Raw genomic sequence first — 25,399 nt, 5'->3', positions numbered from 1 at the left:
ACAGACCGGTTCGGGCTCGCAGATCAAGGAGAGTCCAGATGAAACAAGTCGTCGGCACCTATAGCGCCCCGCGTCCGCATTGGGTCGGGGATGGCTTCCCGGTTCGCTCGCTGTTCAGCTATCACAGCACCGGCACGCACCTGAGCCCGTTCCTGCTGCTCGATTACGCCGGTCCGGCGCAGTTCGAACCGACCACGCACCGGCGCGGCGTCGGCCAGCATCCGCATCGAGGCTTCGAGACCGTGACGATCGTCTACGACGGCGAGGTCGATCACCGCGATTCGACCGGCGCGGGCGGCCACATCGGCCCCGGCGACGTGCAGTGGATGACGGCCGCGGGCGGCATCCTGCACGAGGAATTCCATTCGGACGCGTTCGCGAAGCGCGGCGGCGCGCTCGAAATGGTGCAGTTGTGGGTGAATCTGCCCGCCAAGGACAAGCTGGCCGAGCCCGGTTATCAGACCTTGCGCGATGCCGAGATCCCGTCGGTGCCGCTGCCGGGCGACGCGGGCCGGGTGCGGGTGATCGCCGGCGAGTTCGACGGCCATCGCGGCCCGGCGCGCACCTTCACGCCGATCGACGTGTGGGACGTGCGTCTCAAGGCCGGCGGCCAGGCGCGTTTCGACATCGCGGACGGCCGGACGCTCGCGCTCGCCGTGCTGCGCGGCACGGTGCTGGTGAACGGCAGCGAAGTGGCGCGCGAGGCGCAGGTCGTGCATCTGTCGCGCGAAGGCGGCGCGGTGGAGATCGAGGCCAACAATGACGCGACGCTGCTGGTGCTGAGTGGCGAGCCGATCGACGAGCCGGTGGTCGGTTATGGCCCGTTCGTGATGAACAGCGAGGATGAAATCCGTCAGGCGGTGGACGATTTCAACAGCGGCCGCTTCGGCGGGATGCCGGCCTGATTCCGGGTGTGAGTCCGGGCTCACGCGGCGGCGGTTCGGCAAGGGCAGGGCAGTAGCCGAACCCGAACCGCCGCCTGCCCAGGCAGCCGCGCGGCGGGCATAATGGCCATTCGAGCGCGCCCACCCGGGCGCGTGCCGTTTTTTGGGCCAGTCGCATGTCTTCTTCCACTTCCGCACCGTCGTCTTCCCCCTCGCTCGCCGCGCTCGAATGGCGCTGGCGCGCGTTCGATGCGTTGTCCGCACGCGAGGTCCACGCGATCCTCGAAGCGCGCAGCGCCGTGTTCGTGGTCGAGCAGCAGTGTGTCTACGCCGATATCGACCAGGCCGACCTCGACGCCTGGCATCTCGGCGCCCACGATGCCGAAGGCCGTCTCGCCGGTTATTTGCGCGTGCTGCTGCCCGATGCCGGCTCGCCCGACGTGCGCATCGGGCGTGTGCTGACCACGGCCGGGTTTCGCGGCATCGGCCTCGGCAACGCGCTGCTGGCCAACGCGCTGGAACGCATTCGCGCGCAATGGCCGGGCACGCCGATCAGCCTGCATGCGCAGGCGCATCTTCAGAAGTACTACGGCGCGTTCGGCTTCGCGCCCGATTCGGAGATCCACGAAGAGGACGGCATTCCGCACGTCTGGATGCGCTCGGCCGGATGAGGCGCCCGAGAGCCGGCTGACGCGCCGAAAGCCCGCAACAGCGCGGGCAAATCACGCACAAGCTTCCGCCAGCAAGCCGCCGCACCGTCCGCCCTTTGCCCTCGCCTGCAAGGGCGCGGTAAGATGTGCGGATTCCCCGGCGACCTCGCTCGCCTGCCGCCACCTTCATCAGAGAACCGATGCAATCCGTCCCGGCTACCCTCTCCCTGTCCGACACCGCCTTCTTCTTCGATTTCGACGGCACGCTCGTCGATCTCGCGCCCACGCCTGACGGCATCCATGTGCCCGATTCCCTGCCCGCCTTGCTGACCGAATTGCGCACGCTCGCGCACGGCGCGGTGGCGATCGTGTCGGGGCGCGGCATCGACAGCATCGACGGCTTCCTCGGCCTGACCGATCTGCCGATCGCCGGCCTGCACGGCGCCGAGCGCCGTGACGCGAACGGCGACACGATGCGGGTGGGCTTCAACGACGACCGCCTGCTGCGCATCGAGCACGCGCTGGCCGCGGTGGTCGATCGCAACCCCGGCATGCTGCTCGAAATCAAGGGCGCGGCCGTCGCGCTGCACTATCGCAATGCGCCGGAGCGCGAAGCGGTGGCGCGCGAGGTGGCCGAACGGCTGGTGGCCGATTACCCCGACGCCTACGTGTTGCAGCCCGGCAAGATGGTGTTCGAGATCAAGCCGAAGGGCGTCGACAAGGGCCGCGCGATCGCGGCCTTCCTCGGCGAGCCGCCATTTGCCGCCCGCAAGCCGGTATTCGCCGGCGACGATCTGACCGACGAGAAGGGCTTCGCGGTGGTCAACGCCGCGGGCGGCCTGTCGATCAAGATCGGCGCGGGCGACACGATGGCCGGCACGCGGCTCGACTCGGTCGACGCGATGCGCGCGCAGATCGCCCAATGGATCACGGCAGGACGCGCATCCGCATGAGCCGCCTGATCATCGTATCGAACCGCGTGGCGCCGATTTCCGAAGGCGAACCGGCGGCGGGGGGGCTTGCGATCGGCGTGTACGACGCGCTGAAGGAAACCGGCGGCATGTGGTTCGGCTGGAGCGGCGACGTGCTGCCGTCGGGCACGCCGCAGATCAGCGTCGAGGAGCGCGGCCCGGTCACGTTCGCGACCATCGGCCTGTCGCGCCGCGATTACGACCAGTATTACCGCGGTTTCTCGAACGCCACGTTGTGGCCGGCGTTCCATTACCGCACCGATCTGATCCAGTACGACCGGAACGAATTCGAGGGCTACGGGCGCGTCAACGTGTGGCTGGCGAAGCAACTGGTGCCGCTGCTGCGCGACGACGACGTGATCTGGGTTCACGATTACCACCTGATTCCGTTCGCGCAGGCGCTGCGCGCGGCAGGCGTCAAGAATCGGATCGGCTTCTTCCTGCACATTCCGTTTCCGGCGGCGCAGGTGCTCGTCAACGTGCCGCCGCACGCGGCGCTGGTCGAGGCGCTGTGCTCGTACGATCTGCTCGGCTTCCAGACCAAGCCCGATTTGCGCGCGTTCTGCGACTACATCGACGCCGAGGCGGGCGGCAGCGTCGAGCGTCACGGCCCCGGCCCGGTCACGGTCAGTGCGTTCGGCCGCACGCTGCGCGCGCAGGCCTATCCGATCGGCATCTATCCCGACGAAATCGCCGAGCTGGCGCAGTCCGGCGCGAACGGGCGTGCGGTGCGCACGCTGGCCACCTCGCTGCACGGCCGCCAGCTCGTGATGAGCGTGGATCGGCTCGACTATTCGAAGGGCCTCGTGGAGCGCTTCCGCGCGTTCGAGAAGCTGCTCGAACACGAGGCGTCGTATCGCAATCGCGTGTCGTTCCTGCAGATCGCGCCGTCCACGCGCGCCGACCTGCGCGCCTATCAGGACATCCGGCTCCAGCTCGAAGGCGAATCGGGCCGCATCAACGGCCGTTACGCCGAGCTCGACTGGGCGCCGATCCTCTACATCCACCGCCAGTACGAACGGCCGCTGCTGGCCGCGCTGTACCGGCTCGCGCGCGTCGGCTTCGTCACGCCGCTGCGCGACGGCATGAACCTGGTCGCCAAGGAATACGTGTCGGCGCAGGACCCCGAGGACCCGGGCGTGCTGGTGCTGTCGCGTTTCGCCGGGGCGGCGCGCGAGTTGACCGGTGCGCTGATCGTCAATCCGATGGATATCGACGGCATGGCCGAGGCGCTCGCGCGAGCGCTGTCGATGCCGGTGGCCGAGCGTCGGTCGCGCTACGAGGACATGATCGCGCAGCTTCGCGAGAACAATGTCTCGGTGTGGCGCGACAACTTCCTGCGCGATCTGGCCGTGGGTGGCAGGGCGTTGAAGGGCGGCTGAAGCGCGTCGCCTCTTGCTGCGCCCATGAAAAAACCGCCGGCTTGCCGGCGGTTTTTGTTTGGGCGAAGGCCCGCGGGAAGCGGGCTGGCCGGGGCAGTGTCAGGCGACGCGTTCGCCGCTGCTGCGTTCGCTGCCGTCGTCGTCGATCAGGTCGTGGCCGTGCTGCTTGGCGAGCAGGTCGCGATACAGGCCCGGGCGGTTGCGGAGTTCTTCGGGCGCGCCGTCGTCGATCACCTTGCCGGTGCTCATCGCGATGATGCGATCGAAGTTGCGCAGCGTCGAGAGCCGGTGCGCGATCGCGATCACGGTGCGGCCCACCATCAGCCGGTCGAGCGCGGCCTGGATCGCTTCTTCCGAGGCGCTGTCGAGCGCCGAGGTGGCTTCGTCGAGCAGCAGGATCGGCGCGTCCTTGAGGATCGCGCGGGCGATCGCGATGCGCTGGCGCTGGCCGCCCGACAGCTTCACGCCGCGGTCGCCGACGATGGTGTCGAAGCCGTCCGGCATCGGTTCGATGAACTCGGTGCAACGCGCGTCGCGGGCGGCGGCGAGCACTTCCTCGCGGCTTGCATCGGGGCGGCCGTAGGCGATGTTCTCGTAGATCGTCCGGTGCAGCAGCGAGATGTCCTGCGGCACCAGCGCGATCTGGTTGCGCAGGCTGCCCTGCGTGATACTGGCGATGTCGTGGCCGTCGATCTTGATCGCACCGTGCTGCACGTCGTAGAAGCGCTGCAGCAGCGCCAGCACGGTGGACTTGCCGGCGCCCGACTTGCCGATCAGGCCCACCCGCTGGCCCGCCTCGATGCGCAGGTCGAAGTGGTCGAGGATCGGCGTGCGACTCGGATAGGCGAACGTCACGCCCTCGAATTCGACGCGGCCGCCACGCGATTTCAGCTCGGTGGCGTCGGAGCGGTCCGGCATGCCGTGCGGCTCGAGGATGGTCCTGACCGCTTCGGCCAGACGCGCGACGTGCTGCGTCACGTCCACCAGCGCCACGGCCAGGTCGCGCGTGCCGTGCAGGATCGTGAAGCCGAGCGAGCTGACCAGCACGATGTCGCCCGAGGTGGCCTTGCCCTGATCCCAGAGCATCAGCGCCCAGCCGAGCAGACCGGCCGACAGCATGGCGGTGATCACCGCGTGCAGCAGGCGCAGCTTTTCGAGGTACAGCAGGCTTTGCTGGCGCGCATCCATTTCGGCCTTGACCGTCTGGCCGAAGCGCTTCTGCTCGTTCAGCGTCATGCCGAACGCGCGCACCAGCGCCATGTTGCCGATCACGTCCACCAGCTCGCCGTCCACCGCCGCGGCCTTGGTGGCGAACGTGTGGTGGCGCGCCGAGCCGCGGCCCGCCAGCTTGAACAGCACGATCGCGAGGATGGCCGAGGCGGTGAACAGGCCGAGCGCCATCATCGGATTGACCACGATGATCATGACGATCGCGCCCACCACCGCGATGCACGGCGGCAGGACGTTCCACGCCATCGTGTTCTCGGAGGTGTAGATCGCGTTCGAGGTGGCGGTGATGCGGCTGGCCAGCGTGCCGGGCTGCTTTTCCGCGTAATAGCTCGGGGAATGGCCGCTCAGATACTGGAACAGGTCGCGGCGCAGGTCGCCGGTGACGGCCACGAAGGTATGCGCGGCCACCCAGCCGCCGACCCGCCAGAGCAGGTTGTCGGCGGCGATCAGGCCGACCAGCAGGGCGAACGCGCCCCACAGTGGGCCGGGATGGTGGCGGCCGCCCGCGAGCACGTCGATCAGATGCTTGATCGCATATTGCGAGCCGAGCGCGCAGCCGACGGCGGCCAGCACGCTGGCCAGCACGATGATGTGCGCGAGAGGGTGCTTGCGGATGTAGCGAAACAGAAACGCAAGGGGACGGCTCGCATAGCTCGAGAGCTTCGCGTTGTGGGCGTTGCGCTGGGCAGGTGTGAGAGCTTCCAAAATATGTGCGTGTGGTCGGTCTGTCGGAGGTTGAGAGGCGCGCGGTGCGGCGTGCGTCGCGATGGCCCGCGATGCGGACGGAAGCCGGCATTGTAAACAAGCTCGACGTTTGTGCCGCACCCGATCGCATCCGATCTACGGTCTGCGATTCATTTTGGGATAAAATTCCACGGCTCGCATTGTTTCCGCGCGGCCGATGCTGACGTTAGTCAGCCTGCAAAACAAAAAGCGACGCCGACCATGATGGTGCTGCAGCGTCGCCCGTGACGTTCCCACTCTAATTCCGCCTTGAAAGTCCAAGGGTTGCAAAATGTTGCGCCTTTGTAACAACGTAAATTCTTTGAAATGTTCCGCACCGGCCTGCACCAACGGCCAGATAATGGCGTTCGGGCTAACCCTGAGTCATTTTTACGGGTTGCTTGGTGGTCATCCCGGGCGGGGCAGGAAATTTTACGGGATGCTGTCAACGCGCTGTGGCACCGCGCGTTGAATGCTGGAGCGTCGTCACGGGATGGCGCTCGACGCCGCGAGCCGATGGTGTTTCATCTCATATATGAAGAACAGTCCGGCTCGCCGGACGGCAAGGCTTACGGTCCTTTCTAGCCTGTTTTTTTGCCGATTTTTTAGGAGTTACTCAGATGCGAATCGCTCAAATCGCTCCGTTGCACGAAGCGGTTCCCCCGAAGCTGTATGGCGGTACCGAACGGGTGGTGTCTTACCTGACCGAAGCGCTGGTCGAGATGGGGCACGATGTCACGCTGTTCGCGAGCGGCGATTCGCAAACGTCGGCCAAGCTCGAAGCGTTCTGGCCGCAGGCCCTGCGCCTCGACCCGACGATCCGCGACGTGATGGCTCCCCACATGTTGCTGCTGGAAGAAGTGCGCCGCCGCGCCGATGAATTCGACGTGCTGCACTTCCACATCGATTACTACCCGTTCTCGCTGTTCTCGCGCCAGCCGGTGCCGCACGTCACGACGATGCACGGCCGCCTGGATCTGCCCGAACTGAACCCGATCTTCAACACGTTCAACACCGTGCCGGTCGTGTCGATCTCGGACAACCAGCGCATTCCGCTGCCGCAGGCCAACTGGCAGCCGACCGTCTATCACGGTCTGCCGGAAAACCTGCTGACGCCGCCGAAGGGCGCGAAGCCGGAATACCTCGCGTTCCTGGGCCGCATCTCGCCGGAAAAGCGTGTCGATACGGCCATCCGCATCGCCGAACAGGCCGGCATGAAGATCAAGATCGCCGCCAAGCTCGACAAGGCCGATCGCGCTTACTACGAAGAGAAGATCAAGCCGCTGTTCGCGTTGCCGCACGTCGAATACATCGGTGAAATCAACGAATCGCAGAAGTCGGAATTCCTTGGCAATGCGCACGCGCTGCTGTTCCCGATCGATTGGCCGGAGCCGTTCGGCCTGGTCATGATCGAGGCGATGGCCTGCGGCACGCCGGTGATCGCGTTCAACCGCGGTTCGGTGCCGGAAGTGATCGACAACGGCGTGTCGGGTTTCGTCGTCGAAGACGAAGTTTCGGCGATCGCCGCCGTCAAGAAGCTCGACACGCTGCCGCGCGAGAAGGTGCGCGGTGCGTTCGAAGCGCGCTTCTCGTCGAAGGTCATGGCTGCCAACTACATCAAGGTGTACGAAGAGCTGCTGCGCCAGAACCGCCGCACCGTGCTGCGCGAAGTCAACGCCAACTAACTGCGCGTTCGCCGTACCGGTCGTTCCGACGCCCCGCAGGGTTCGCCCTGCGGGGCGTCGTGCTTTGCGGTGCCTCCCGTGCCTGGGCGGTGCCGCGACCGTGCCGAAAAGCGGGGCGGGGTGCGGCATCGAGCAGCACGGCGGCCCGCTTTTCGGGCGGTGTTGTATCCGCGCCGCGCGGCCTCGGCGAATCGCCGCAAAGCGGCAGGTTTTGCCTGCCCGGCGAAGTCATGCCCCTATAATGGCCGTGCCGTAAAATCCGGCACCCGCAGGATGATCGACAGGAGAGTTGTTTTGGCCAGAACGAAAACCACGCGCGCGATTCCGGCTCCCGGAGCCGGCGTCATTTTCGCGCTGCGCGCCGTCGGTCTCGTGCTGCTCGTGCGCTGGCTGCACGCCATGGCGCAGATGGAGTGGTCGACGCTGTCGTCGATGGCCTCGTCGCCGTGGGCCTGCGTCAATCTCGTGTTCCTGTTTCTGCTGCTGAGCCTGCCGGGCGCCGCCGCGCGCGCCGAACGGCCGCGTCATCCGCTGCCGCAATGGCTGCGCCAGGCGCTGCGCCTGTTCGCCTTGCTCTGTTTCCTGTTTGCCGTCTGGTCGATCGGCGCGTTCGTGTGGTTCGCCGGCTGGCGACGCGCGCTGCATGCCGTGATGGCCAGCAACGGCTGGCTGATTGCCGCGCCGGTGCTGTACGCCGCGGTGGTGTGGATCTGCCGCCCGCAGCCGCTGTGGGGCACCAATATCGCCGCGCGCCGGTTCGCGATCGGCCGTTACGCCATTTCGATCGACGTGCTCACGCGTACCGTGGTGGTCTGGATGGAAAGCCGCAAGGTGGGGCAGTACGATGCGCGCGAGCTGGCGATCCGCTGGCCGCGCGGCACGGTGCTGCCGCCCGCCGCCGTGGCGCCGCCGTTCGAAGCCGAGTCGGCGCCCGTGCCGATGATGCCGGCCAACGCAACCGATATCGCCGCCGACACCACGCCGATCGTCATGGCCGACACCGCCGCGCCGCACGGCGAGCCGGTGGCCGCCACGGCGGGTGCTGTCGCGATTGCCGAGCAACCGGCCGCGCTGGCCCCGGCTGTCGGGCACGATGCCGTTGCGATCTCGGCCACGGCCGCCGTCGATACGCCCGAATTCGCCGCCACCGTACCGGAGTCGACCGCTGCGGCCGAGCCGGCGCAAGCGATGCACGAGCCCGATTCCGCCGCACAAGCCGCTGCCGCCGAACCGGCTCAAGCCATGCCCGAGCCCGACGCCGCCGCACGAGCCGCCGCCGCCAATCGCCCCGGCGTGCCCGCCACATCCGACATGCCGCGCGGCAAGCCGCTCTCGCGCCCCAAGGTCGAACTGCTCTGGAATTCTCCTGCGGCGGTCGGCCACAACCGCAAGATCGTGGCGCGTGCCCCGCTTGCGACGGAAGGGGACCGCGCCGCCGCACGCGCGCTCGATGCGACGCTGCGACAGTTCGTCTGAGGCCCGCCGGGCCGGCCCGAGGAAATCGCCATGATGATCCGCTGGTTGTTGGCCGCCATTCACCTGAGTGCGTTCGGCCTGGCGCTGGCGGCGATCGCCACGCGCAACCGCGCGTTCAAGCGCGTCGCCGCCGCCGCGAGCGTGCAGGTGGCCGACCTGCGTGCCGTGTTCCGCGCCGATACCGGCTGGGGGCTGACGGCGCTGGTGCTGATCGCTACCGGGCTGCTGCGCGCGTTCGGCGGCTTCGAGAAGGGCAGCGCCTACTATCTGCACGCCCCGTTGTTCCACCTGAAGATGACCGCGCTCGTGATCGTGCTCGCGCTGGAGATCCGGCCGATGCTCGCACTGCTCCGCTGGCGCGCGGCGGTTCGGCGCGGCGCGTTGCCCGACGTGTCGCGCGCGTCGGCCTATTCGCGAATCTGCCACGCGCAGGCCGCGCTGATCATCGTGATCGTGTTTGCCGCGGCCGGCATGGCGCGCGGCATCGGCATGCCCGGCTGAGGCATTTCGCCCCGCCTCGACAGGAACCCCCGCTCATCGTCTGAAAGGCCGGTATTGCGCCGGCCGTTTCGCGTCGACGCGGCCGGCTTGTCCGCCGGTGTTCGGAAGTGCGATGATTCGACATCCGACCGCCGGGCATGTGATGCCCGAGCGTCTTGACCGGCCGGGCATTGGGGGAAACATCAGTCATCGGACGACTATCGACGCAGTATAATGACCGCGCCATTTCGACCGCATCCGTTTCCGATCGGATCAATCATTTTAAGGATACAGGCCCCATGTCCGTGCCCGCGCTTCCCGTGCCCCCGCGCCGCCGCGCCCGCAGCCTTGCGCAAGACGTTGTCGACGCACTGAGCTCGCAGATCGAAAGCGGCACGCTGCGGCCCGGCGACAAGCTGCCGACCGAGACGGAAGTGATGGCCTCGCAGGGCGTCAGCCGCACGGTGGTGCGCGAGGCGATCTCGCGGATGCAGGCCAGCGGCCTGATCGAAACACGCCACGGCATCGGCAGCTTCGTGCTGGCGCCGGAGCGCCGCCGCACGCTCGGCATCGATCCCGCCACGATCACCACCTTGCGCGACGTGCTGGCCGTGCTGGAGTTGCGCATCAGCCTCGAAAGCGAATGCGCGAGCCTGGCCGCGCAGCGCGCCAACGAGGCCGATCTCACCCTGCTGCGCCGCGCGCTCGACGCGATCGCGCAGAGCGCATCGGGCGGCCGCGACACGGCCCAGCTCGATTTCCATTTCCACCTGCAGATCGCCCAGGCCACCGGCAACCGCTATTTCGTCGACATCATGACGCAGCTCGGCACGTCGATCATTCCGCGTGCGCGCGTGAACTCGGCGCGGTTCGCGGGCGACGACCTGGAGCGCTACGTCGGCCGCCTGAACCACGAGCACGAGGCGATCTTCGAGGCGATCGCGCGGCGCGACCCGGAGGCGGCGCGCGCGGCGATGCGCACCCACCTGACCAACAGCCGCGAACGTCTGCGCCGGGCGCACGAGGCGGCCGAGGCCGGGCGCGACGGTTCGGAATAACGACGTCACGATCCCGAGGCGCTGCGCCGGCTCCCCCGATGGGGGGCCGGCGCGGCGCCTTCGTCCATCTGCGCGGTCATCGGTCGACCAGCGCTGTCGTGCGGCGGCTACGGGTTCTCGCTGGTAGCTGATACGTCAGTCGTCGTATAAGATCGCGTTTTCATGCCCCGGTGCGTCCCGCGCCGGGCGCTGCAACGTCTCACCCCGACACCGAGAGAGGACCCCGCCGTGACTTCGCCGACTTCCACGCCCGCCAAGCCGTTCCGCCGCCTGCTGCTGACGGGTGCCGCCGGCAACCTCGGTCGCCAACTGCGCGCCGCGCTCGGCGACTGGGCCGACATCGTCCGCGTCACCGACATCGCGCCGCTCGGCGAGACGGCGGCCCATGAGGAAGCGGTGGTGGCCGACCTGGCCGACCGCGCGGCCGTCAACGCGCTGGTGGACGGCGTCGACGCGATCGTCCACCTCGGCGGCATCTCGGTCGACGCGCCGTTCGACGCGCTGATCGAGGCGAACATCCGCGGCGTCTACAACCTCTATGCCGCCGCGCATCAGTTCGGCGTGCGCCGCATCGTCTACGCCAGCTCGAACCACGTGGTCGGCTTCCACCCCGTCACGGAAGTGGTGGATGTCGATTCGCCGGCCCGCCCCGATTCGCTGTACGGCGTGACCAAGTGCTTCGGCGAATCGCTGTCGCGCTACTACTTCGACCGCTTCGGCCTGGAAACGGTGTGCCTGCGGATCGGCTCGTCGTTCGAGGCGCCGAGGAACCCGCGCATGCTGGTCACGTTCCTGAGCTTCCGCGATTTCATCGAACTGGTGCGCTGCTCGCTGATGACGAACCGCGTCGGCCACGCGATCGTCTATGGCGTGTCGGACAACCGCACCAAGTGGATCGACAACGCCAAGGCGGCGTTCCTCGGCTATCGCCCGCAGGACAGCTCCACGCCGTTCGAGCACCTGTTCCCGGCCAGCGGCCCGGACAGCAACCTCGACGATCCGGCGCAGCGCTATCAGGGCGGCGGCTTCGTGGTCGGCGAGCCGATGGACGAGCCGAAGATCACGCACTAAAAAACGAAGCCCCGCGGCCGTTCGCACGGCCGCGGGGCGGCAGGACATCGGCACGGCGCCCGTTGCGATTCGCAGCGGGCGCCGTTGCCGTTTACACCGTCGCGATCGCCGGATCGCTGGTGCTGGCGCGGCCCGTCTCGACGTGGCCGGCGAAGCGGCGCAGGAAGCCGGCGGTGGTGCCGTCGCTGACGGTCAGGTCGTACCAGCCGTGGCTGCCGCGCAGGTCGACGTACTCGTCGAGGCGCTGGCCCGGGAACAGTTCGACGTTGCGCGTCGTGCCGGTGTAGGCGTTGCTGACGGTCAGGCGCACCGGCGTCTTGCCGCGGTTCGACAGGCGCAGCGTCAGGTTGCCGTTGATCACGTCGTAGCCGTACAGCGCTTCGGGGTTCGGCGTGCGGCCGTCGCCGGCCGAGGTGGTGCCGCGGAACTGGCAGAGGAAGCCGTTCGGGCCGTACACCGACAGGTCGTAGAGGCCGAGCGTGGCGGCCGTGCTCCAGCTGTCCGACAGGCGGCGGCGCGCTTCGACCGTATAGGCCCACGGGCCATCGACGCGGTTCGCGGCCTGCACCTGGAACGCGGCGCCGGCGTTGCCGGTGTTGGCGAACGTCAGCTTGAACTTGCCGGTGGACGCGTCGACGCGGCCGTACGTGAACAGCTCGTAGGGCAGGGCACGCGCCGGGCGCAGCCCGCTTTCCTGCTTCGGCACGGCCTGCGAGGCCGGCGGCAGCGGCACGTAGCTCGGGTGCGTGGTGCGGTCGGGCGGCGCGTAGCCGCTCGTGTCCGGCAGGTTCGGCACGCGCGCGTCCGGATCACGGAAGTCGAACGCCGAGGTCAGGTTGCCGCACACGGCGCGGCGCCACGGCGACACGTTGCTGGCCACGATGTCGTACTGGCTGCCGAATCGCGCCTCGATGAATTGCAGCAGCGAGGTGTGATCGAAGGTTTGCGAGCAGAGCCAGCCGCCCTTGGTCCACGGCGATACGACCATCATCGGCACGCGCGGGCCGAGGCCGTACGGGCCGGCCATGTGCGAGGCGTCGCCGGGGAACACCTCGTTGGTGGTGGCGACCGTCGACAGGCCGTTGTCGCGCGATTGCGGCGCGAACGGCGGCGGCACGTGATCGAAGAAACCGTCGTTTTCGTCGTAGGTGATGAACAGCGCCGTCTTGCTCCAGACCTCCGGGTTCGACGTCAGCGTGGCGAGCACCTGCTCGACATACCACGCGCCGTAGTTCGCCGGCCAGTTCGGGTGTTCCGAATAGGCTTCCGGCGAGCAGATCCACGACACCTGCGGAAGCGTGCCGGCGGCCACGTCGGCCTTCAGCACGTCGAACAGCGTGCCGCCCTGGCTGATGTTGGTGCCGGTGCGGGCCTTGTCGTACAGCGGGTTGCCCGGCTGCGCGTTGCGGTACTGGTTGAAGTACAGCAGCGAGTTGTCGCCGTAGTTGCCGATATAGGCGTTGTCGCTGGTCCAGCCCCACGAGCCGGCTGCGTTCAGGCCTTCGCCCACGTCCTGGTAGATCTTCCACGACACGCCGGCCTTTTCCAGCACCTCGGGGTAGGTGGTCCAGCCGTAGCCGAGCTCGTCGTTGCCGAGCACCGGGCCGCCGCCCTGGCCGTCGTTGCCGACGTAGCCGGTCCACATGTAGTAGCGGTTCGGATCGGTCGAGCTGGGGATCGAGCTGTGGTACGCGTCGCAAATCGTGAACGCATCGGCCAGCGCGTAATGGAACGGGATGTCGCCGCGTTGCAGGTAGGCCATCGAGGTGGTGCCCTTGTTCGGCACCCACTGGTCGTAGCGGCCGTGGTTCCACGCCGCGTGCATGTCCTGCCAGCCGTGGGGCAGATCCTGGATGAACTGCATGCCGAGGTTGTCGGCGCCCGGGTGGAACGGCAGCACTTCGCCGAGGCCGGCCGGCTGATGGAACACCGACTTGCCGTTCTGCTGCACCAGCGGACGCGGATCGCCGAAGCCCCGCACGCCGCGCAGCGTGCCGAAGTAATGGTCGAACGAGCGGTTTTCCTGCATCAGGATCACGATGTGTTCGATATCGCGGATCGTGCCCGTGCGGCGGTTCGCGGGAATCGCGAGGGCATTGCGGATCACGGGGGGAAAACGCTGAGCGCGGCGGCGCCGGCAGTGCCGGCGGCGAGGCGCAGAAAGTCACGGCGATGCTTCGTCGTCATGGTGCTCTTCCTGTGCGGCGGGGATGGACGGCCGTGCCAGTTACGGCCGATGAAGAATGCTCGGGGTTCGGTGGACGGCGCGAATGCGACGCCCGCCGATGCCGGGAGGATAACGAGAAAACAGTGTCATTCGCGTGAAGGCTGAAAACGTTTGCATGGCCGTAAGTTCGGTGAAAACGCCTTGAAAGTACGGTAATTCTGTCTAATTCACGGTTTCGAATCGGCCGAATTTACTCGTTTCGAGCGGGCAGCGATGCCACCGCCGCCAGCCGTTCGCCGGCCAGTTCGATCTCGTAGCGGCCGTGCAGCGGATCGGGCCGATCGGGGTCGCAGGCCACCACGCCGAGCGCCACCGCGGCGCCGAGCGTATGACCGAACGCGGCCGAACTGAGCGTGCCGACCGGGTGGCCGTCGCGCAGGATGCCTTCGCCGCCCCACAGCGTCACGTCGGGTCGGTCCGCCACGCGCAGCGCCAGCACGCGCCGCGTGCACGGCTGGCCGGCCTTCGCTTCCAGCGCCGCCGCGCCGACGAACGGGCGCGGCAGGACTGCGGCCGGTTTGCAGAGCGCGGCGAGGCCCGCTTCGAACGGATCGACGCCCGGCGACAGTTCGCGGCCCCACACGGCATGGCCGTTCTCGATGCGCAGCGATTCGAACGCGTATTCGCCCGCGAGCCGCAGGCCGTGCTCGCCGCCCGCCGCCAGCAGCGCGTCGTACACCAGCACCGCCGATTCCACCGGCACCAGCAGGTCCCAGCCCGGTTCGCCGGCCACCGCGTGATGCAGCGCGCGCACCGTCGCGTGGCCGAGCGCGATTTCGCGGCTGGTGCCGGGCGCGAACGCCGCCTCGTCCAGCGCGGCCCGCGACACGCGCTGCAACAGCGCACGCGCTTGCGGCCCGAGCAGCGAGAACAGCGCGTACTGGCCGGTCACGTCGACGGCCGCGCAGCGGTAGCCGCCCGCGTCGAGGTGGCGCTCGATCAGGTCGAGATCGCGCGTGGCCTGCGTTGTGCCGGTCAGGATCAGGTAGCGGTCGTCGGCCAGGCGCACCACGGTGACGTCCGATTCGTAGCCGCCGCGCGCGTTGAGCAGGGCGCTGCGCCGCACCGCGCCCGGCGCGACGGCCAGGTCGGTGGCGAACAGCGCCTGCAGCGCGGCTTCGGCGTCGCGGCCCTTGACGAGCAGCTTGGCGAGCGCGCTGCGGTCGAACAGCGCCGCCTGCTCGCGTGCGGCGCGATGCTCGGCCGCGCTCCAGTCGTGCCAGTTCTGACGGCCGAAGCTGTACTCGATGCGCGGCGCCGTGCCGGGCGGCGCGAACACGTTGGCGATCTCCCAGCCCATCCGGCTGCCGAAGCACGCGCCCGCGGCTTGCAGCGCGGCATGCACCGGCGAGCGCCGCACGCCGCGCGCGCTGTCCAGCTCGCGATTCGGCCAGGGCATCGCGTAATGCAGCCCGAGCGTTTCCTTGACCCGGTCGAACAGCCAGGCGTCGTTGCCGTGAAAGCGCGCGAAGCGGCGGATGTCGACGGCCCACAGATCGGTGGCCGGCTCCCCGCCCGCGATCCACTCGGCCAGCGCGCGGCCCGCGCCGCCCGCCGAGGCGATCCCCATCGAATTGAAGCCCGCGCCCACGTAGAAATTCGCCAGTTCGGGCGCCTCGCCGAGGATGAAGTGATTGTCGGGCGTGAACGATTCGGGGCCGTTGTAGAACTGGCGGACTTCGGCCGTTTCCAGCGCCGGCACGCGGTGCAGCGCGTTGCGCATCAGGATCTCGAACTGGTCCCAGTCGTCGGGCAGCAACTGGAACTCGAAATCGTCGGGGATGCCGGCCATGCCCCACGGCTTCGCGTCGGGCTCGAAACCGCCCATCACCAGGCCGCCCACTTCCTCCTTGAAATAGATGTAGCCGTCGGGGTCGCGCATCACCGGCAGATCGGGATGCGCGCCCGGAATCCGCCCCGTGACGATGTAGTAGTGCTCGGCCGAATGCAGCGGCACGGTCACGTCGGCGAGCCGGCCGAGCTGCTTGGCCCACTGGCCCGCGCAATTCACCACGATGTCGGCCGCAAGCGTGCCGGTGGCGCCATCCTTGGTGCGCCACGTCACGCCCGAGGCGCGGCGGCGCGTGCCGGTGCGCTCGCTCAGTACCGCCGTGACGCGCGCGCCCTCGACGATGCGCACGCCGCGCTGGCGGGCGCCGCGCGCCAGCGATTGCGTGAGGTCGGTCGGGTTGGCCTTGCCGTCGCCGGGCAGCCAGACGGCGCCGGCCAGATCGTCGGTGCGCATCGCGGGCCACAGCTCGCCGGCCGCGCGCGCATCGATCAGCTCGCAGTCCACGCCGTAGGCGCGCGCCTGCGCGGCGGTGCGCTTCAGTTGCACGAGCCGTTCGGCGGTGCGCGCCACCGACAGCGAGCCGCAGCGCTTCCAGCCGGTCGCCAGCCCGGTTTCGGCTTCGAGCGAGGCGTACAGCTCGGTGGAATAGCGGATCAGTTGCGTGAGGCTTCGTTGCGTGCGCAACTGGCCGACCAGCCCGGCCGCGTGCCACGTGGTGCCGCACGAAAGCTGGCCCTGTTCGAGCAGCACGACGTCGGCGATGCCGGACTTGGCGAGGTGATAGGCGGTGGAACAACCGATGATCCCGCCGCCGATGATCACGACGCGGGCATGGGACGGGAGGGAGGCGGGCGGCAACAGGCTCATGGCGGATACGATTGGATTGCAACAAAACGCATCGTATTGCCTAAAAATGACACATGTGCGACGGCGCGAAAATCGTCCGGATCGTCCCGGTCGGCGCGCGGCAGGCGGGAAGGGGGGCGTTCAGCGGCCGGCGGCGGCCGCGACGCTCATTCGATGTCGGTGACCCACGCGCCGAACCACTCGCTCGGGTTGGCGATCTCGTCCTGCGCGGCCACCAGTTCGAGTTCGTAGCGTCGCGCGTCGTAGGTCGCCTTGACCACCGCGTGCACGGCCGCGAGCGTGTGCTCGAACGCGGCGCGGATCGAATCGCCGCGCAACCGCCGCGCGACGAATACGGCGCTGGTCAGGTCGCCGACGCCGACCGGGTGGCGCGGGAACGCATAGAGCGGGCGCTGGCCGATCCAGGCCTCGTGCTCGGTGACGGCCAGCATGTTGAAGCGGTCGGCCGGGCTGTTGCGATCGTGCAGATGCTTGACGAGGATGACCTTCGGGCCGCGCCGGATGATCTCGCGGCAGGCATCGACGGCCTCGCGCACGGTTTCCACGCGCCGCCCGGCCAGCTTCTGCAACTCGCTGTGGTTCGGCGCCATGCCGTCGGCCAGGCCCGGCAGTTCGCTGACGATGAATTCCTCGACGCCCGGCTCGGGCCGGATGCCGCCGGTTTGACCCATCGCCGGATCGCAGAAATACCAGGCGTTCGGGTTCATCGACTTCACGGTGCGCACGATGTCGACCGCCGCGTGCGCCTGCGCGGGCGAGCCGAGAAAGCCGGAGAGCACCGCATCGCAGCGCTTGAGCGCGCCGATCGCGGCAATGCCGTCCACCAGTTGCTCGAGCTTTGGCGCGTCGACCGCGCTGCCGGCCCAGTGGCCGTACTGCATGTGATTGGAGAGCTGGACGGTGTTGAGCGGCCAGACGTTGACGCCGAGCCGCTGCATCGGGAACACGGCCGCGCTGTTGCCGGCATGCCCGTAGATCACGTGCGACTGGATGCTGAGGACGTTTTTCATGTCGGCGGCTCGTCGCGGTGGGGTCTACGAACGATACCAAAAGTCGCTGCCGCCCGGAAATACGCGGTAAACGTTGCGCCTGCGCGCGTCACGGCAGCGTTGGCTTACTAACCGTAAAATTGCGGCGGCGCGCCGCGCTGTTTTTCCTCTCCTCCTTCCGGTAGCCCGATGTTCCCGAATCGCACGATCCCGATCCCGCAGTCGGCCGCCCTTATCGTCGCGGCCGCGATGGTGGCTGCCGCGGCTGCCGTGGCCGGCGCCTGCCAGGCGGCGGGCCTCGTGCCGACGCCCGCCGTGACGACGAGCGAGACCCTGCCGGCGTTACCGGTGGCCGACGATGCCGGCCCGGCCTATGGCCCCGAGCTCGAAGGCTTCGATTATCCGTATCCGGTGCATCGCTACACGTTCGCTTCGCAGCGCGAAGCGATGCAGATGGCCTATCTCGACGTGAAGCCCGCGCATCCGAACGGCCGCACGGCGGTGCTGCTGCACGACCGGAATTTCTGCGCGGCCACCTGGGAAGGCTCGATCGCGGCGTTGACCCAGGCCGGCTATCGCGTGATCGCGCCCGACCAGATCGGCTTCTGCAAATCGACCAAGCCGGCGCGTTACCAGTACACGTTCCAGCAACTGGCCCACAACACGCACGCGCTGCTCGAATCGCTCGGCGTGAAGGAGCCGATCGTGATCGGCCATTCGACGGGCGGCATGCTGGCGGTGCGCTACGCACTGATGTATCCGAAGCAGACGCAGCGGCTCGTGCTGCTCGACCCGATGGGGCTGGAGGATGGCAAGGCGCTCGGCGTGCCGCCGCTGACGGTGGACTACTGGTATGCGCGTGCGCTGAAGACGACCGGCGAGAGCGTGCGCCGCTACGAGCAGACGGCCTATTACGCGGGGGAGTGGTCGCCCGATTTCGAGCGCTGGGTGCAGATGCAGGCCGGCATGGTGCGCGGGGCGGGGCGCGAAAGCGTGGCGTGGAATGCCGCGCTGTTCGACGACATGAGCTTCACGCAGCCGGTGCTCTATGAATTCGGGCAGTTGCGCGTGCCGACGCTGCTGATGATCGGCGACAAGGACACCGCCGCGATCGGCAAGGACGCCGCGCCGCCCGAGCTGCACGCGAAGCTCGGCCGCTATGCGGAGCTGGGCAGGCACGCGCAGGCCGCGATTCCGGGCGCGACGCTGATCGAATTCGCGTCGCTGGGGCATGCGCCGCAGATGCAGGACCCGGCCGCCGTGCACAAGGCGCTGCTGGCATGGCTGGCGGCGCCGGCGTCGTCAGCCGCTTCGGTTATGGCGCACGCCGCGCCGTAACACCTTCGCCGCTTCACACCGGGCGTTCAGCCTTCCGCCGCCAGCTCGTCGCGCACCTGCGCCGTGATTTCGTACGAGCGCACGCGCGCAGCGTGATCGTAGATCTGCGCGGCCACCACCAGCTCGTCGGCGCCGGTTTGCGCGATCAGGCGGCGCAGCCGCTCGCGCACCGTGTCGCGCGAGCCGATCGCCGCGAACGACAGCGAATGCGCCACGTTCGCCAGTTCGAATTCGTTGGCCTCGAGCACCTCGACCGGCGGCGGCAGCTTGCCCGGGGTGCCGCGACGCAGGCTCAGGAACTGTTGCTGCAGCGACGTGAACAGGCGCCGCGCCTCGTCGTCGGTGTCGGCCGCGAACACGTTGATGCCGACCATCGCATAGGGCTTGTCGAGCGTCGCCGACGGCCGGAACTGCGCGCGATACACCTCCAGCGCGCGCATCAGGTAATCGGGCGCGAAATGCGACGCAAACGCGAACGGCAGGCCGAGCATGGCCGCCAGTTGCGCCGAAAAGAGGCTCGAGCCGAGCAGCCACAGCGGCACGTTCAGCCCCGCGCCCGGCACGGCGCGCACGCGCTGGCCTTCCACCGGCTCGGCGAAATAGCGCTGCAACTCCACCACGTCGTCGGGAAACGAATCGGCGCTGGCGACCATGTCGCGGCGCAGCGCGCGCGCCGTGGTCTGGTCGGTGCCCGGTGCGCGGCCGAGGCCCAGCTCGATGCGGCCCGGGTACAGCGCCGCCAACGTGCCGAACTGCTCGGCGATCACGAGCGGCGCGTGGTTCGGCAGCATGATGCCGCCCGAGCCGACGCGAATCTTGCTCGTGCCGCCCGCGATATGGCCGATCACCACCGCCGTGGCCGCGCTGGCGATGCCGGGCATGTTGTGATGCTCGGCCAGCCAGTAGCGGCGGTAATCCCAGCGCTCGGCGTGCTGCGCGAGATCGAGCGAGTTGCGGAAGGCCTGGCTGGCGTCGGCGCCCTGGGGAATCGGCGCGAGATCGAGAACGGAGAACGGGATCATGGAGTGGGCTTCGCAGAGTGGGGACGTGCGGCGCAGCGCGGGTGCCAAGGCCCCGCATCGCGACGTCGAGTGCCGCCGATTGTGCCAAAGCCCCGCCAACCCCGCTGGCGACGTAGCGATAACCCTGCCGGGCGGAGGGTAACGTCGCGGCCTCCGTCGCGCTGTTGCGGGTGTGGAAACGGTGCCTTGTCGCGCTGGGGGCATGCGGCGAAAACACGCACTGCGTGACTGTCATATTTCTTCGCTAACGTGACTCAAACGCCAGCAACGGGCCGAATTCCTTGCCGCAAACGGACGGAATCGCACGCCGAACCCGCGAACGTCGACCGTAGACTGACAAACGAGCCGCCACGCGCCATGCAAAACGCTTGCGTTAACGCCGCGCTATTGCGCAGAAATGCCAATCATTTGTCTTGATTTGTACCGAATTTGCGCTTTCGGTGTCGCCTCGGCGCGGCGTTTCGGCAATCGTTGCTAAACTCGATTCCTCATTCAAGACCGCACGGTCAGTGCGCCGAGAGACGCCGCCGAATGCATCGTCCGGCCGCGAGCCGGGCCGGTCTTGTCACATGTCGTGTTGCACAGTCGATACCACCTTCGCCCTGCCGTCACGCAGGTTCACAGGAGCCGGGACCGTGTTCGTCGCCGCCGTTGTTGTTGCTACGGGATCTCGCCATGCGCAGCGTGCCGGCCGTGGGGCCGGAAGGGGCGCGGCATGAACGTTCTCGCTTCCCTGACCGACTGGCTGCTGCTCGTGCCGATCGCCGCGGCTTGCGGCTATGCGTGGTTCGCCGCGCTGGCGCCGTCGCCGCGCCTGCCGCGTGCGGCGCGACGCAACGGCTGGCTGCCGGTCAGCGTGCTCAAGCCGCTGTGCGGCGCCGAGCCGCGCCTCTACGAAAACCTCTCCAGCTTCTGCGCGCAGCGCCACCCGTGCTACCAGATCGTGTGCGGCGTCGCGTCGCCCGACGATCCGGCGATCGCCGTCGTGCATCGGCTGCAGGCCAATTTCCCCGATTGCGACATCACGCTGGTGGTCGATGCGCGCATTCACGGCAAGAACCTCAAGGTCAGCAACCTGATCAATATGACCGGGCACGCGCGTTACGACCGTTTCGTGATCGCCGACAGCGACATCGCCGTCGAGCCCGATTACCTGGAGCGCGTCACCGCGCCGCTCGACGATCCGGCGATCGGCGTCGTCACCTGCCTGTATCGCGCACGCGGCGTGGGCGGCTTCTGGCCGCAGCTTGGCGCGCAGTTCGTCGATGCCTGGTTCGCGCCATCGGTGCGCATCGCGCATGCGGGCGGTTCCAGCGATTTCGGCTTCGGCGCGACGCTGGCGCTCACGCGCGACACGCTCGAACGGATCGGCGGGCTGGCCGCGCTGAAGGACGAGCTGGCCGACGACTACTGGCTGGCGGCGCTGCCGCGCCGTCACGGGCGGCGCACCGCGCTGTCCGACGTCAACGTGGTGACCGACGTGACCGAGTCGGGCCTCGTCGGGCTGTGGCGGCGCGAGACGCGCTGGCTGCGCACCATCCGCTCGTTGAAGCCGGCCGGTTTCGCCAGCCTGATCGTCACGTTCACGGTGCCGTGGCTGGCGGTGGGCGCGCATCTGGCGGCGCGGCTCGACGGCACGTTCACGGGCGCCGTCGCGGCGGCCGTGGTGACCTGCGGCGCCGTGGCGCGGCTTGCGACGCATGCGCGCGGTTCGGCATCGCGCGGCGTGTTCTGGCGCGGGCTGCCGCTCGTGCCGGTGCGCGACACGCTGCTGCTGCTCGAATGGTTCGCGGCCGCGTTCGGCTCGCACGTGTACTGGCGCGGCACGCGGATCACGGTGGCAGGTGCCGGGCGCGCCACGATGGTGGAGGGCGGCGACGGACGATGACACGGGCATGCGGTGCGGTTCGATCGCGCCCGCACCGCATGCCGGACGCCATGGCGCCGCCCGCGTTCGCGCGGGCGGCGGATCGACGAGGATCGACACAGAAGGGCGCGCGAGCCGGCCGGCGTCGCGCGGGTTGAACGAACATTGATCGTATCGAGACGAATCATGCAAGCACATGTTGCCCCGCTGAAAACCCTGTTCCTGCAAGCGCCGTCGTATGACGGCTTCGACGGCGGCGCCGGCTCGCGTTATCAGGCCAAGCGCGAAATCCGTTCGTTCTGGTATCCGACCTGGCTCGCGCAACCCGCCGCGCTGGTGCCCGGCAGCCGCGTGCTCGATGCGCCGGCCGACGGGCTGTCGGTGGAAGACACGCTGAAGATCGCCGCCGAATACGATCTCGTCATCATCCACACCAGCACGCCGTCGTTTCCCACCGACGCGACCTTCGCGCAGGACCTCAAGCAGCGCAAGCCGTCGGTGCTGGTCGGCATGGTCGGTGCCAAGGTGGCGGTCGATCCGCACAACTCGTTGACGGCCTCGGACGCGATCGATTTCGTCTGCCGCGAGGAGTTCGACTACACGTGCCGCGACGTGGCGGACCGCAAGCCGTTCGCCGAAATACTCGGCCTCAGCTATCGCGCCGCCGACGGCTCGATCGAGCACAACGGCCCGCGTCCGATGATCGAGGAAATGGACGAGCTGCCGTTCGTCGCGCCCGTCTACAAGCGCGACCTGAAGATCGGCAACTATTTCATCGGATACCTGAACTACCCGTACGTCTCGATCTACACGGGCCGTGGCTGCCGCTCGAAATGCACGTTCTGCCTGTGGCCGCAAACGGTGGGCGGCCACCGCTACCGCGTGCGCTCGGTCGAGAACGTGCTGGCCGAGGTGAAGTGGATTCGCGACAACATGCCCGAAGTGAAGGAGATCATGTTCGACGACGACACGTTTACCGACTTCAAGCCGCGCGTGGAGGAAATCGCCCGCGGCCTCGGCAAGCTCGGCGTGACGTGGTCGTGCAACGCGAAGGCCAACGTGCCGTACGACACGCTGAAGGTCATGAAGGAAAACGGCCTGCGCCTGCTGCTGGTGGGCTACGAATCGGGCGACGACCAGATCCTGCTGAACATCAAGAAGGGCCTGCGCACCGACATCGCGCGCCGTTTCAACGAAGATTGCAAGAAGCTCGGCATCAAGATTCACGGCACGTTCATTCTGGGCCTGCCCGGCGAAACCAAGGACACGATCAAGAAGACGATCGAATACGCCAAGGAAATCAACCCGCACACCATTCAGGTGTCGCTGGCCGCGCCGTATCCGGGCACGAAGCTTTATGAGCAGGCCATCGAAAACGGCTGGATGGAAGAGAACAAGACCATCAACCTGGTCAGCAAGGCCGGCGTGCAACTGGCCGCGATCGGCTATCCGCACTTGTCGAAGGACGACATCTATCACGAGCTCGAACACTTCTACCGGGCGTTTTATTTCCGGCCGTCGAAGATCTGGGAGATCGTGAGCGAGATGCTGACGAGCTGGGACATGATGAAACGCCGTTTGCGCGAGGGCGTAGAATTCTTCCGTTTTCTGCGGGCACACGAGGCTTGAACGGAGTGAAGGAAGGAAGTTCGGGAAGGGCGCTGATCATGACGGCCGACGATTTCGGTCTGCATCCGCGCGTCAATGCCGCCGTCGAGCGCGCGCATCGCGATGGCGTGCTCGCGGCGGCCAGTTTGATGGTGGCCGCGCCGGCCGCGCGCGATGCCGTGGAACGCGCGCGGCGCCTGCCGTCGCTCGCGGTGGGCCTGCATCTGGTGCTGGCCGACGGCGCGGCGATGTTGCCGCCGGGCGAGATTCCGGCGCTGGTCGGGCCGGCCGGCCGTTTCGGCGGCGCGATGGCGCGCGACGGCTGCCGGTTCTTTTTCCTGCCGTGGGTGCGCGCGCAACTGCGCCGCGAGATCCGCGCGCAATTCGAGGCGTTCGCCGCGACCGGGCTGGTGCTCGATCACGTCAATGCGCACAAGCATTTCCATCTGCATCCCACCGTGCTCGCGATGATCGTCGAGATCGGGCGCGACTACGGCTTGCGCGCGGTGCGGCTGCCGTTCGAGCGCGGCGCGCCGGCCTGGCTGCGGCCGTGGATCGCGCTGGTGCGCGCGCGGCTCGACCGCGCCGGGCTTGCGCATAACGACTACGTGGTCGGCATCGCGCAGACCGGGCGGATGGACGAGCGCGTGCTGCTCGACGCGATCGCCGCGATGCCGGCGCGCGGCGTGGGCGAGTTGTACTGCCATCCGGCCGAGGCCGATGTCGAGGCGGGCGATGCGCCGGTCACGGCGTCGATGCGCGGCTACCGGCCGGCGGCCGAACTCGATGCGCTGCTGTCGCCGCGCGTGGCGGCCGCGCTGGCCGAGGCAGGCATCGCACGCGGCGGGTTCGCGGCCGTGTTCGGCGGCGCGGGCACGCTTTGCGGCATCGAGGCGGGCGGCGCGCATGCCGCCCCGGCAGCGGGTGCGACACGATGATCAAATGGATTCGCCGGCTCGGCTGGCCGGTTGGTATCGCACTGCTGCTCGTGACGGTCGTGCATCAGGGCTTCGGCGACGTGATGCGCATCATCGGCCGCGCCGGCTTCGTCCTGCTCTGGCTCGTGCCGTTCCACCTGGTCCCGCTGCTGCTCGACGCGCAGGCCTGGCGCCTGCTGCTCGATCGCCGTGCACCGCTGCCGTTCCTGTGGTGGATCGCCACCATCCGCGAGGCCGTGAACCGGCTGTTGCCGACGGTGGGCGTGGGCGGCGAGATCGTCGGCATCCGGCTCGCGCGCTGGAAGGTGCCCGATGCGAGCTTCGTGACGGCCTCGGTGATCGTCGAGGTGCTGATCACCGTCAGCGTGCAGTACGCGTTCTCGGCCATCGGCCTGGTGATGCTGCTGGCGCTGACCGATACGGGCGGGGGCGGCAGCGCGCGGACCATCGCGCTGGCGCTGGTGCTGTCGCTGCCGATTCCGGCCGTGTGCTTCGTGCTGCTGCGGCGCGGCGGGATCTTCCACACCATCGAACGCTTCGCGGGCAAGCTGCTCGGCGATACCAGCGCGCTGTTGCAAGGCATCGACGGCAAGCGGCTCGATGCCGACATCACCGGCCTGCTCAAGCGCACCGGGCTGTTGGCGCGCGCGTTTCTGCTGCAACTGATCGCCTACATCATCGGTGCGCTGGAAATCTACTGGGCGCTCGAATTGCTCGGCCATCGCGTGCCGGTGGGCGGCGCGATCGCGATCGAGGCGATGATCCAGGCGGTGCGGCACGCGGCGTTCATGGTGCCGGGCGGGGTGGGTGTGCAGGAGGGCACCATCGTCGTGCTGGCGCAGTTGTTCGGCGTCGATCGCGAGACGGCGTTTTCGCTGGCGCTGGTGCGGCGCGCGCGCGAGCTGCTGTTCGGCGGGCTGGCGCTGGCGTCGTGGCAGATCGTCGAGATCGGCGTGACGCGGCGCGAGCTGCGCGCATCGAAGCACGAAGCGAAGCACGAAGCGAACGCACCGCAAGCCGGCGACGATGACGATGAAGGCGGCAACCGGCCCGCCGCGGCGGAGCCGGGCGCGTCCCGCGCGCAGCACGAGCAAAACCGCGAGCCCGAGACGCGCTAACCGCTACCACCCCGATTTGTGAA

18 protein-coding genes and 1 pseudogene are annotated in these 25,399 nt (G+C 68.3%); 14 read left to right on the top strand and 5 right to left on the bottom strand.

Going from position 1 to position 25,399, the window contains the following annotated elements:
* Positions 1–38: 38 nt before the first annotated feature.
* From AB4851_RS30580 to otsA, 4 genes are all read left to right on the top strand, one after another.
* Positions 39–905 carry a pirin family protein gene (locus tag AB4851_RS30580; RefSeq protein WP_414450084.1) on the top strand — a complete coding sequence of 289 codons (867 nt, stop codon included), beginning with the start codon at positions 39–41 and terminating at the stop codon, positions 903–905.
* Positions 906–1,060: 155 nt separating this feature from the next.
* Complete coding sequence (locus tag AB4851_RS30575) at positions 1,061–1,555, top strand: GNAT family N-acetyltransferase (protein ID WP_414450083.1); 495 nt, start codon at positions 1,061–1,063, stop codon at positions 1,553–1,555.
* 179 nt (positions 1,556–1,734) lie between these two features.
* Positions 1,735–2,487, top strand: coding sequence for a trehalose-phosphatase (gene otsB / locus AB4851_RS30570; protein WP_414444315.1), 753 nt, complete (start codon positions 1,735–1,737; stop codon positions 2,485–2,487).
* On the top strand, positions 2,484–3,887 hold the full coding sequence (gene otsA, locus AB4851_RS30565) for an alpha,alpha-trehalose-phosphate synthase (UDP-forming) (protein WP_414450082.1): 1,404 nt from the start codon (positions 2,484–2,486) through the stop codon (positions 3,885–3,887). Before otsB ends, otsA begins: the two co-directional genes overlap by 4 nt.
* 99 nt (positions 3,888–3,986) lie before the next feature.
* Here otsA and AB4851_RS30560 read toward each other — a convergent pair whose 3' ends face one another.
* Positions 3,987–5,822: an ABC transporter ATP-binding protein gene (locus tag AB4851_RS30560; RefSeq protein ID WP_414450081.1), complete on the bottom strand. Its 1,836-nt coding sequence runs from the start codon at positions 5,820–5,822 to the stop codon at positions 3,987–3,989.
* 638 nt (positions 5,823–6,460) lie between these two features.
* Here AB4851_RS30560 and AB4851_RS30555 point away from each other — a divergent pair.
* The 5 genes from AB4851_RS30555 (at position 6,461) to AB4851_RS30535 (ending at position 11,610) form a co-directional block, all read left to right on the top strand.
* On the top strand, positions 6,461–7,525 hold the full coding sequence (locus AB4851_RS30555; protein WP_414444318.1) for a glycosyltransferase family 4 protein: 1,065 nt from the start codon (positions 6,461–6,463) through the stop codon (positions 7,523–7,525).
* Between the two features lie 294 nt (positions 7,526–7,819).
* Positions 7,820–9,001, top strand: coding sequence for a hypothetical protein (locus tag AB4851_RS30550; protein WP_414450080.1), 1,182 nt, complete (start codon positions 7,820–7,822; stop codon positions 8,999–9,001).
* A gap of 30 nt (positions 9,002–9,031) precedes the next feature.
* Positions 9,032–9,502, top strand: coding sequence for a DUF2214 family protein (locus tag AB4851_RS30545; protein WP_414450079.1), 471 nt, complete (start codon positions 9,032–9,034; stop codon positions 9,500–9,502).
* Positions 9,503–9,780: 278 nt separating this feature from the next.
* Positions 9,781–10,539, top strand: a complete 759-nt coding sequence (locus AB4851_RS30540; RefSeq protein WP_414444321.1) for a FadR/GntR family transcriptional regulator — start codon at positions 9,781–9,783, stop codon at positions 10,537–10,539.
* A 228-nt stretch (positions 10,540–10,767) separates the two neighbouring features.
* Positions 10,768–11,610 carry an NAD-dependent epimerase/dehydratase family protein gene (locus tag AB4851_RS30535; protein WP_414450078.1) on the top strand — a complete coding sequence of 281 codons (843 nt, stop codon included), beginning with the start codon at positions 10,768–10,770 and terminating at the stop codon, positions 11,608–11,610.
* 91 nt (positions 11,611–11,701) lie between these two features.
* Here the strand turns inward: AB4851_RS30535 and AB4851_RS30530 are convergent.
* The 3 genes and pseudogenes from AB4851_RS30530 to pdxY all read right to left on the bottom strand — a co-directional run bounded on the left by AB4851_RS30530 (position 11,702) and on the right by pdxY (position 17,506).
* Positions 11,702–13,797, bottom strand: a pseudogene (locus AB4851_RS30530) (phosphocholine-specific phospholipase C).
* A 230-nt stretch (positions 13,798–14,027) separates the two neighbouring features.
* Complete coding sequence (locus AB4851_RS30525; protein WP_414450077.1) at positions 14,028–16,496, bottom strand: GcvT family protein; 2,469 nt, start codon at positions 16,494–16,496, stop codon at positions 14,028–14,030.
* Between the two features lie 146 nt (positions 16,497–16,642).
* Positions 16,643–17,506, bottom strand: a complete 864-nt coding sequence (gene pdxY, locus AB4851_RS30520; RefSeq protein ID WP_414444324.1) for a pyridoxal kinase PdxY — start codon at positions 17,504–17,506, stop codon at positions 16,643–16,645.
* Between the two features lie 168 nt (positions 17,507–17,674).
* On the opposite strand from pdxY, the gene AB4851_RS30515 reads away from it, so the two are divergent.
* Positions 17,675–18,823 carry an alpha/beta fold hydrolase gene (locus AB4851_RS30515; protein ID WP_414450076.1) on the top strand — a complete coding sequence of 383 codons (1,149 nt, stop codon included), beginning with the start codon at positions 17,675–17,677 and terminating at the stop codon, positions 18,821–18,823.
* A gap of 26 nt (positions 18,824–18,849) precedes the next feature.
* On the opposite strand, the gene AB4851_RS30510 is transcribed toward AB4851_RS30515, so the two are convergent.
* Positions 18,850–19,845, bottom strand: coding sequence for an LLM class flavin-dependent oxidoreductase (locus AB4851_RS30510; protein ID WP_414450075.1), 996 nt, complete (start codon positions 19,843–19,845; stop codon positions 18,850–18,852).
* 715 nt (positions 19,846–20,560) lie between these two features.
* Between AB4851_RS30510 and hpnI the strand changes: the two genes are divergently transcribed.
* From hpnI to AB4851_RS30490, 4 genes are all read left to right on the top strand, one after another.
* Positions 20,561–21,733: a bacteriohopanetetrol glucosamine biosynthesis glycosyltransferase HpnI gene (gene hpnI / locus AB4851_RS30505; protein WP_414450074.1), complete on the top strand. Its 1,173-nt coding sequence runs from the start codon at positions 20,561–20,563 to the stop codon at positions 21,731–21,733.
* 186 nt (positions 21,734–21,919) lie between these two features.
* Positions 21,920–23,341 (top strand): hopanoid biosynthesis associated radical SAM protein HpnJ, encoded by a 1,422-nt coding sequence (gene hpnJ, locus AB4851_RS30500; RefSeq protein WP_414451982.1) that lies wholly within the window; start codon positions 21,920–21,922, stop codon positions 23,339–23,341.
* 38 nt (positions 23,342–23,379) lie between these two features.
* Positions 23,380–24,258, top strand: coding sequence for a hopanoid biosynthesis-associated protein HpnK (gene hpnK / locus AB4851_RS30495; RefSeq protein ID WP_414450073.1), 879 nt, complete (start codon positions 23,380–23,382; stop codon positions 24,256–24,258).
* The gene (locus AB4851_RS30490; RefSeq protein WP_414450072.1) at positions 24,255–25,376 is read left to right on the top strand and encodes an HpnL family protein; all 1,122 of its coding nucleotides are present in this window, start codon (positions 24,255–24,257) and stop codon (positions 25,374–25,376) included. Before hpnK ends, AB4851_RS30490 begins: the two co-directional genes overlap by 4 nt.
* Positions 25,377–25,399: the final 23 nt, after the last annotated feature.

The organism is Burkholderia sp. 22PA0099 (assembly GCF_047497165.1).
GTDB lineage: Bacteria > Pseudomonadota > Gammaproteobacteria > Burkholderiales > Burkholderiaceae > Burkholderia.
Note: the sequence above shows the minus strand (reverse complement) of the source record. Positions and strands in the feature narration are given on the sequence as shown.

What these genes read in the sequence shown, in the direction of transcription:
- hpnI (WP_414450074.1), top strand. Translation starts at nt 20,561, where the DNA reads ATGAACGTTCTCGCTTCCCTGACCGACTGGCTGCTGCTCGTGCCGATC.
- AB4851_RS30515 (WP_414450076.1), top strand. Translation starts at nt 17,675, where the DNA reads ATGTTCCCGAATCGCACGATCCCGATCCCGCAGTCGGCCGCCCTTATC.
- AB4851_RS30545 (WP_414450079.1), top strand. Translation starts at nt 9,032, where the DNA reads ATGATGATCCGCTGGTTGTTGGCCGCCATTCACCTGAGTGCGTTCGGC.
- AB4851_RS30540 (WP_414444321.1), top strand. Translation starts at nt 9,781, where the DNA reads ATGTCCGTGCCCGCGCTTCCCGTGCCCCCGCGCCGCCGCGCCCGCAGC.
- AB4851_RS30525 (WP_414450077.1), bottom strand. Translation starts at nt 16,496, where the DNA reads ATGAGCCTGTTGCCGCCCGCCTCCCTCCCGTCCCATGCCCGCGTCGTG.
- AB4851_RS30575 (WP_414450083.1), top strand. Translation starts at nt 1,061, where the DNA reads ATGTCTTCTTCCACTTCCGCACCGTCGTCTTCCCCCTCGCTCGCCGCG.
- otsA (WP_414450082.1), top strand. Translation starts at nt 2,484, where the DNA reads ATGAGCCGCCTGATCATCGTATCGAACCGCGTGGCGCCGATTTCCGAA.
- hpnK (WP_414450073.1), top strand. Translation starts at nt 23,380, where the DNA reads ATGACGGCCGACGATTTCGGTCTGCATCCGCGCGTCAATGCCGCCGTC.
- AB4851_RS30580 (WP_414450084.1), top strand. Translation starts at nt 39, where the DNA reads ATGAAACAAGTCGTCGGCACCTATAGCGCCCCGCGTCCGCATTGGGTC.
- otsB (WP_414444315.1), top strand. Translation starts at nt 1,735, where the DNA reads ATGCAATCCGTCCCGGCTACCCTCTCCCTGTCCGACACCGCCTTCTTC.
- pdxY (WP_414444324.1), bottom strand. Translation starts at nt 17,506, where the DNA reads ATGAAAAACGTCCTCAGCATCCAGTCGCACGTGATCTACGGGCATGCC.
- AB4851_RS30555 (WP_414444318.1), top strand. Translation starts at nt 6,461, where the DNA reads ATGCGAATCGCTCAAATCGCTCCGTTGCACGAAGCGGTTCCCCCGAAG.
- AB4851_RS30510 (WP_414450075.1), bottom strand. Translation starts at nt 19,845, where the DNA reads ATGATCCCGTTCTCCGTTCTCGATCTCGCGCCGATTCCCCAGGGCGCC.
- AB4851_RS30490 (WP_414450072.1), top strand. Translation starts at nt 24,255, where the DNA reads ATGATCAAATGGATTCGCCGGCTCGGCTGGCCGGTTGGTATCGCACTG.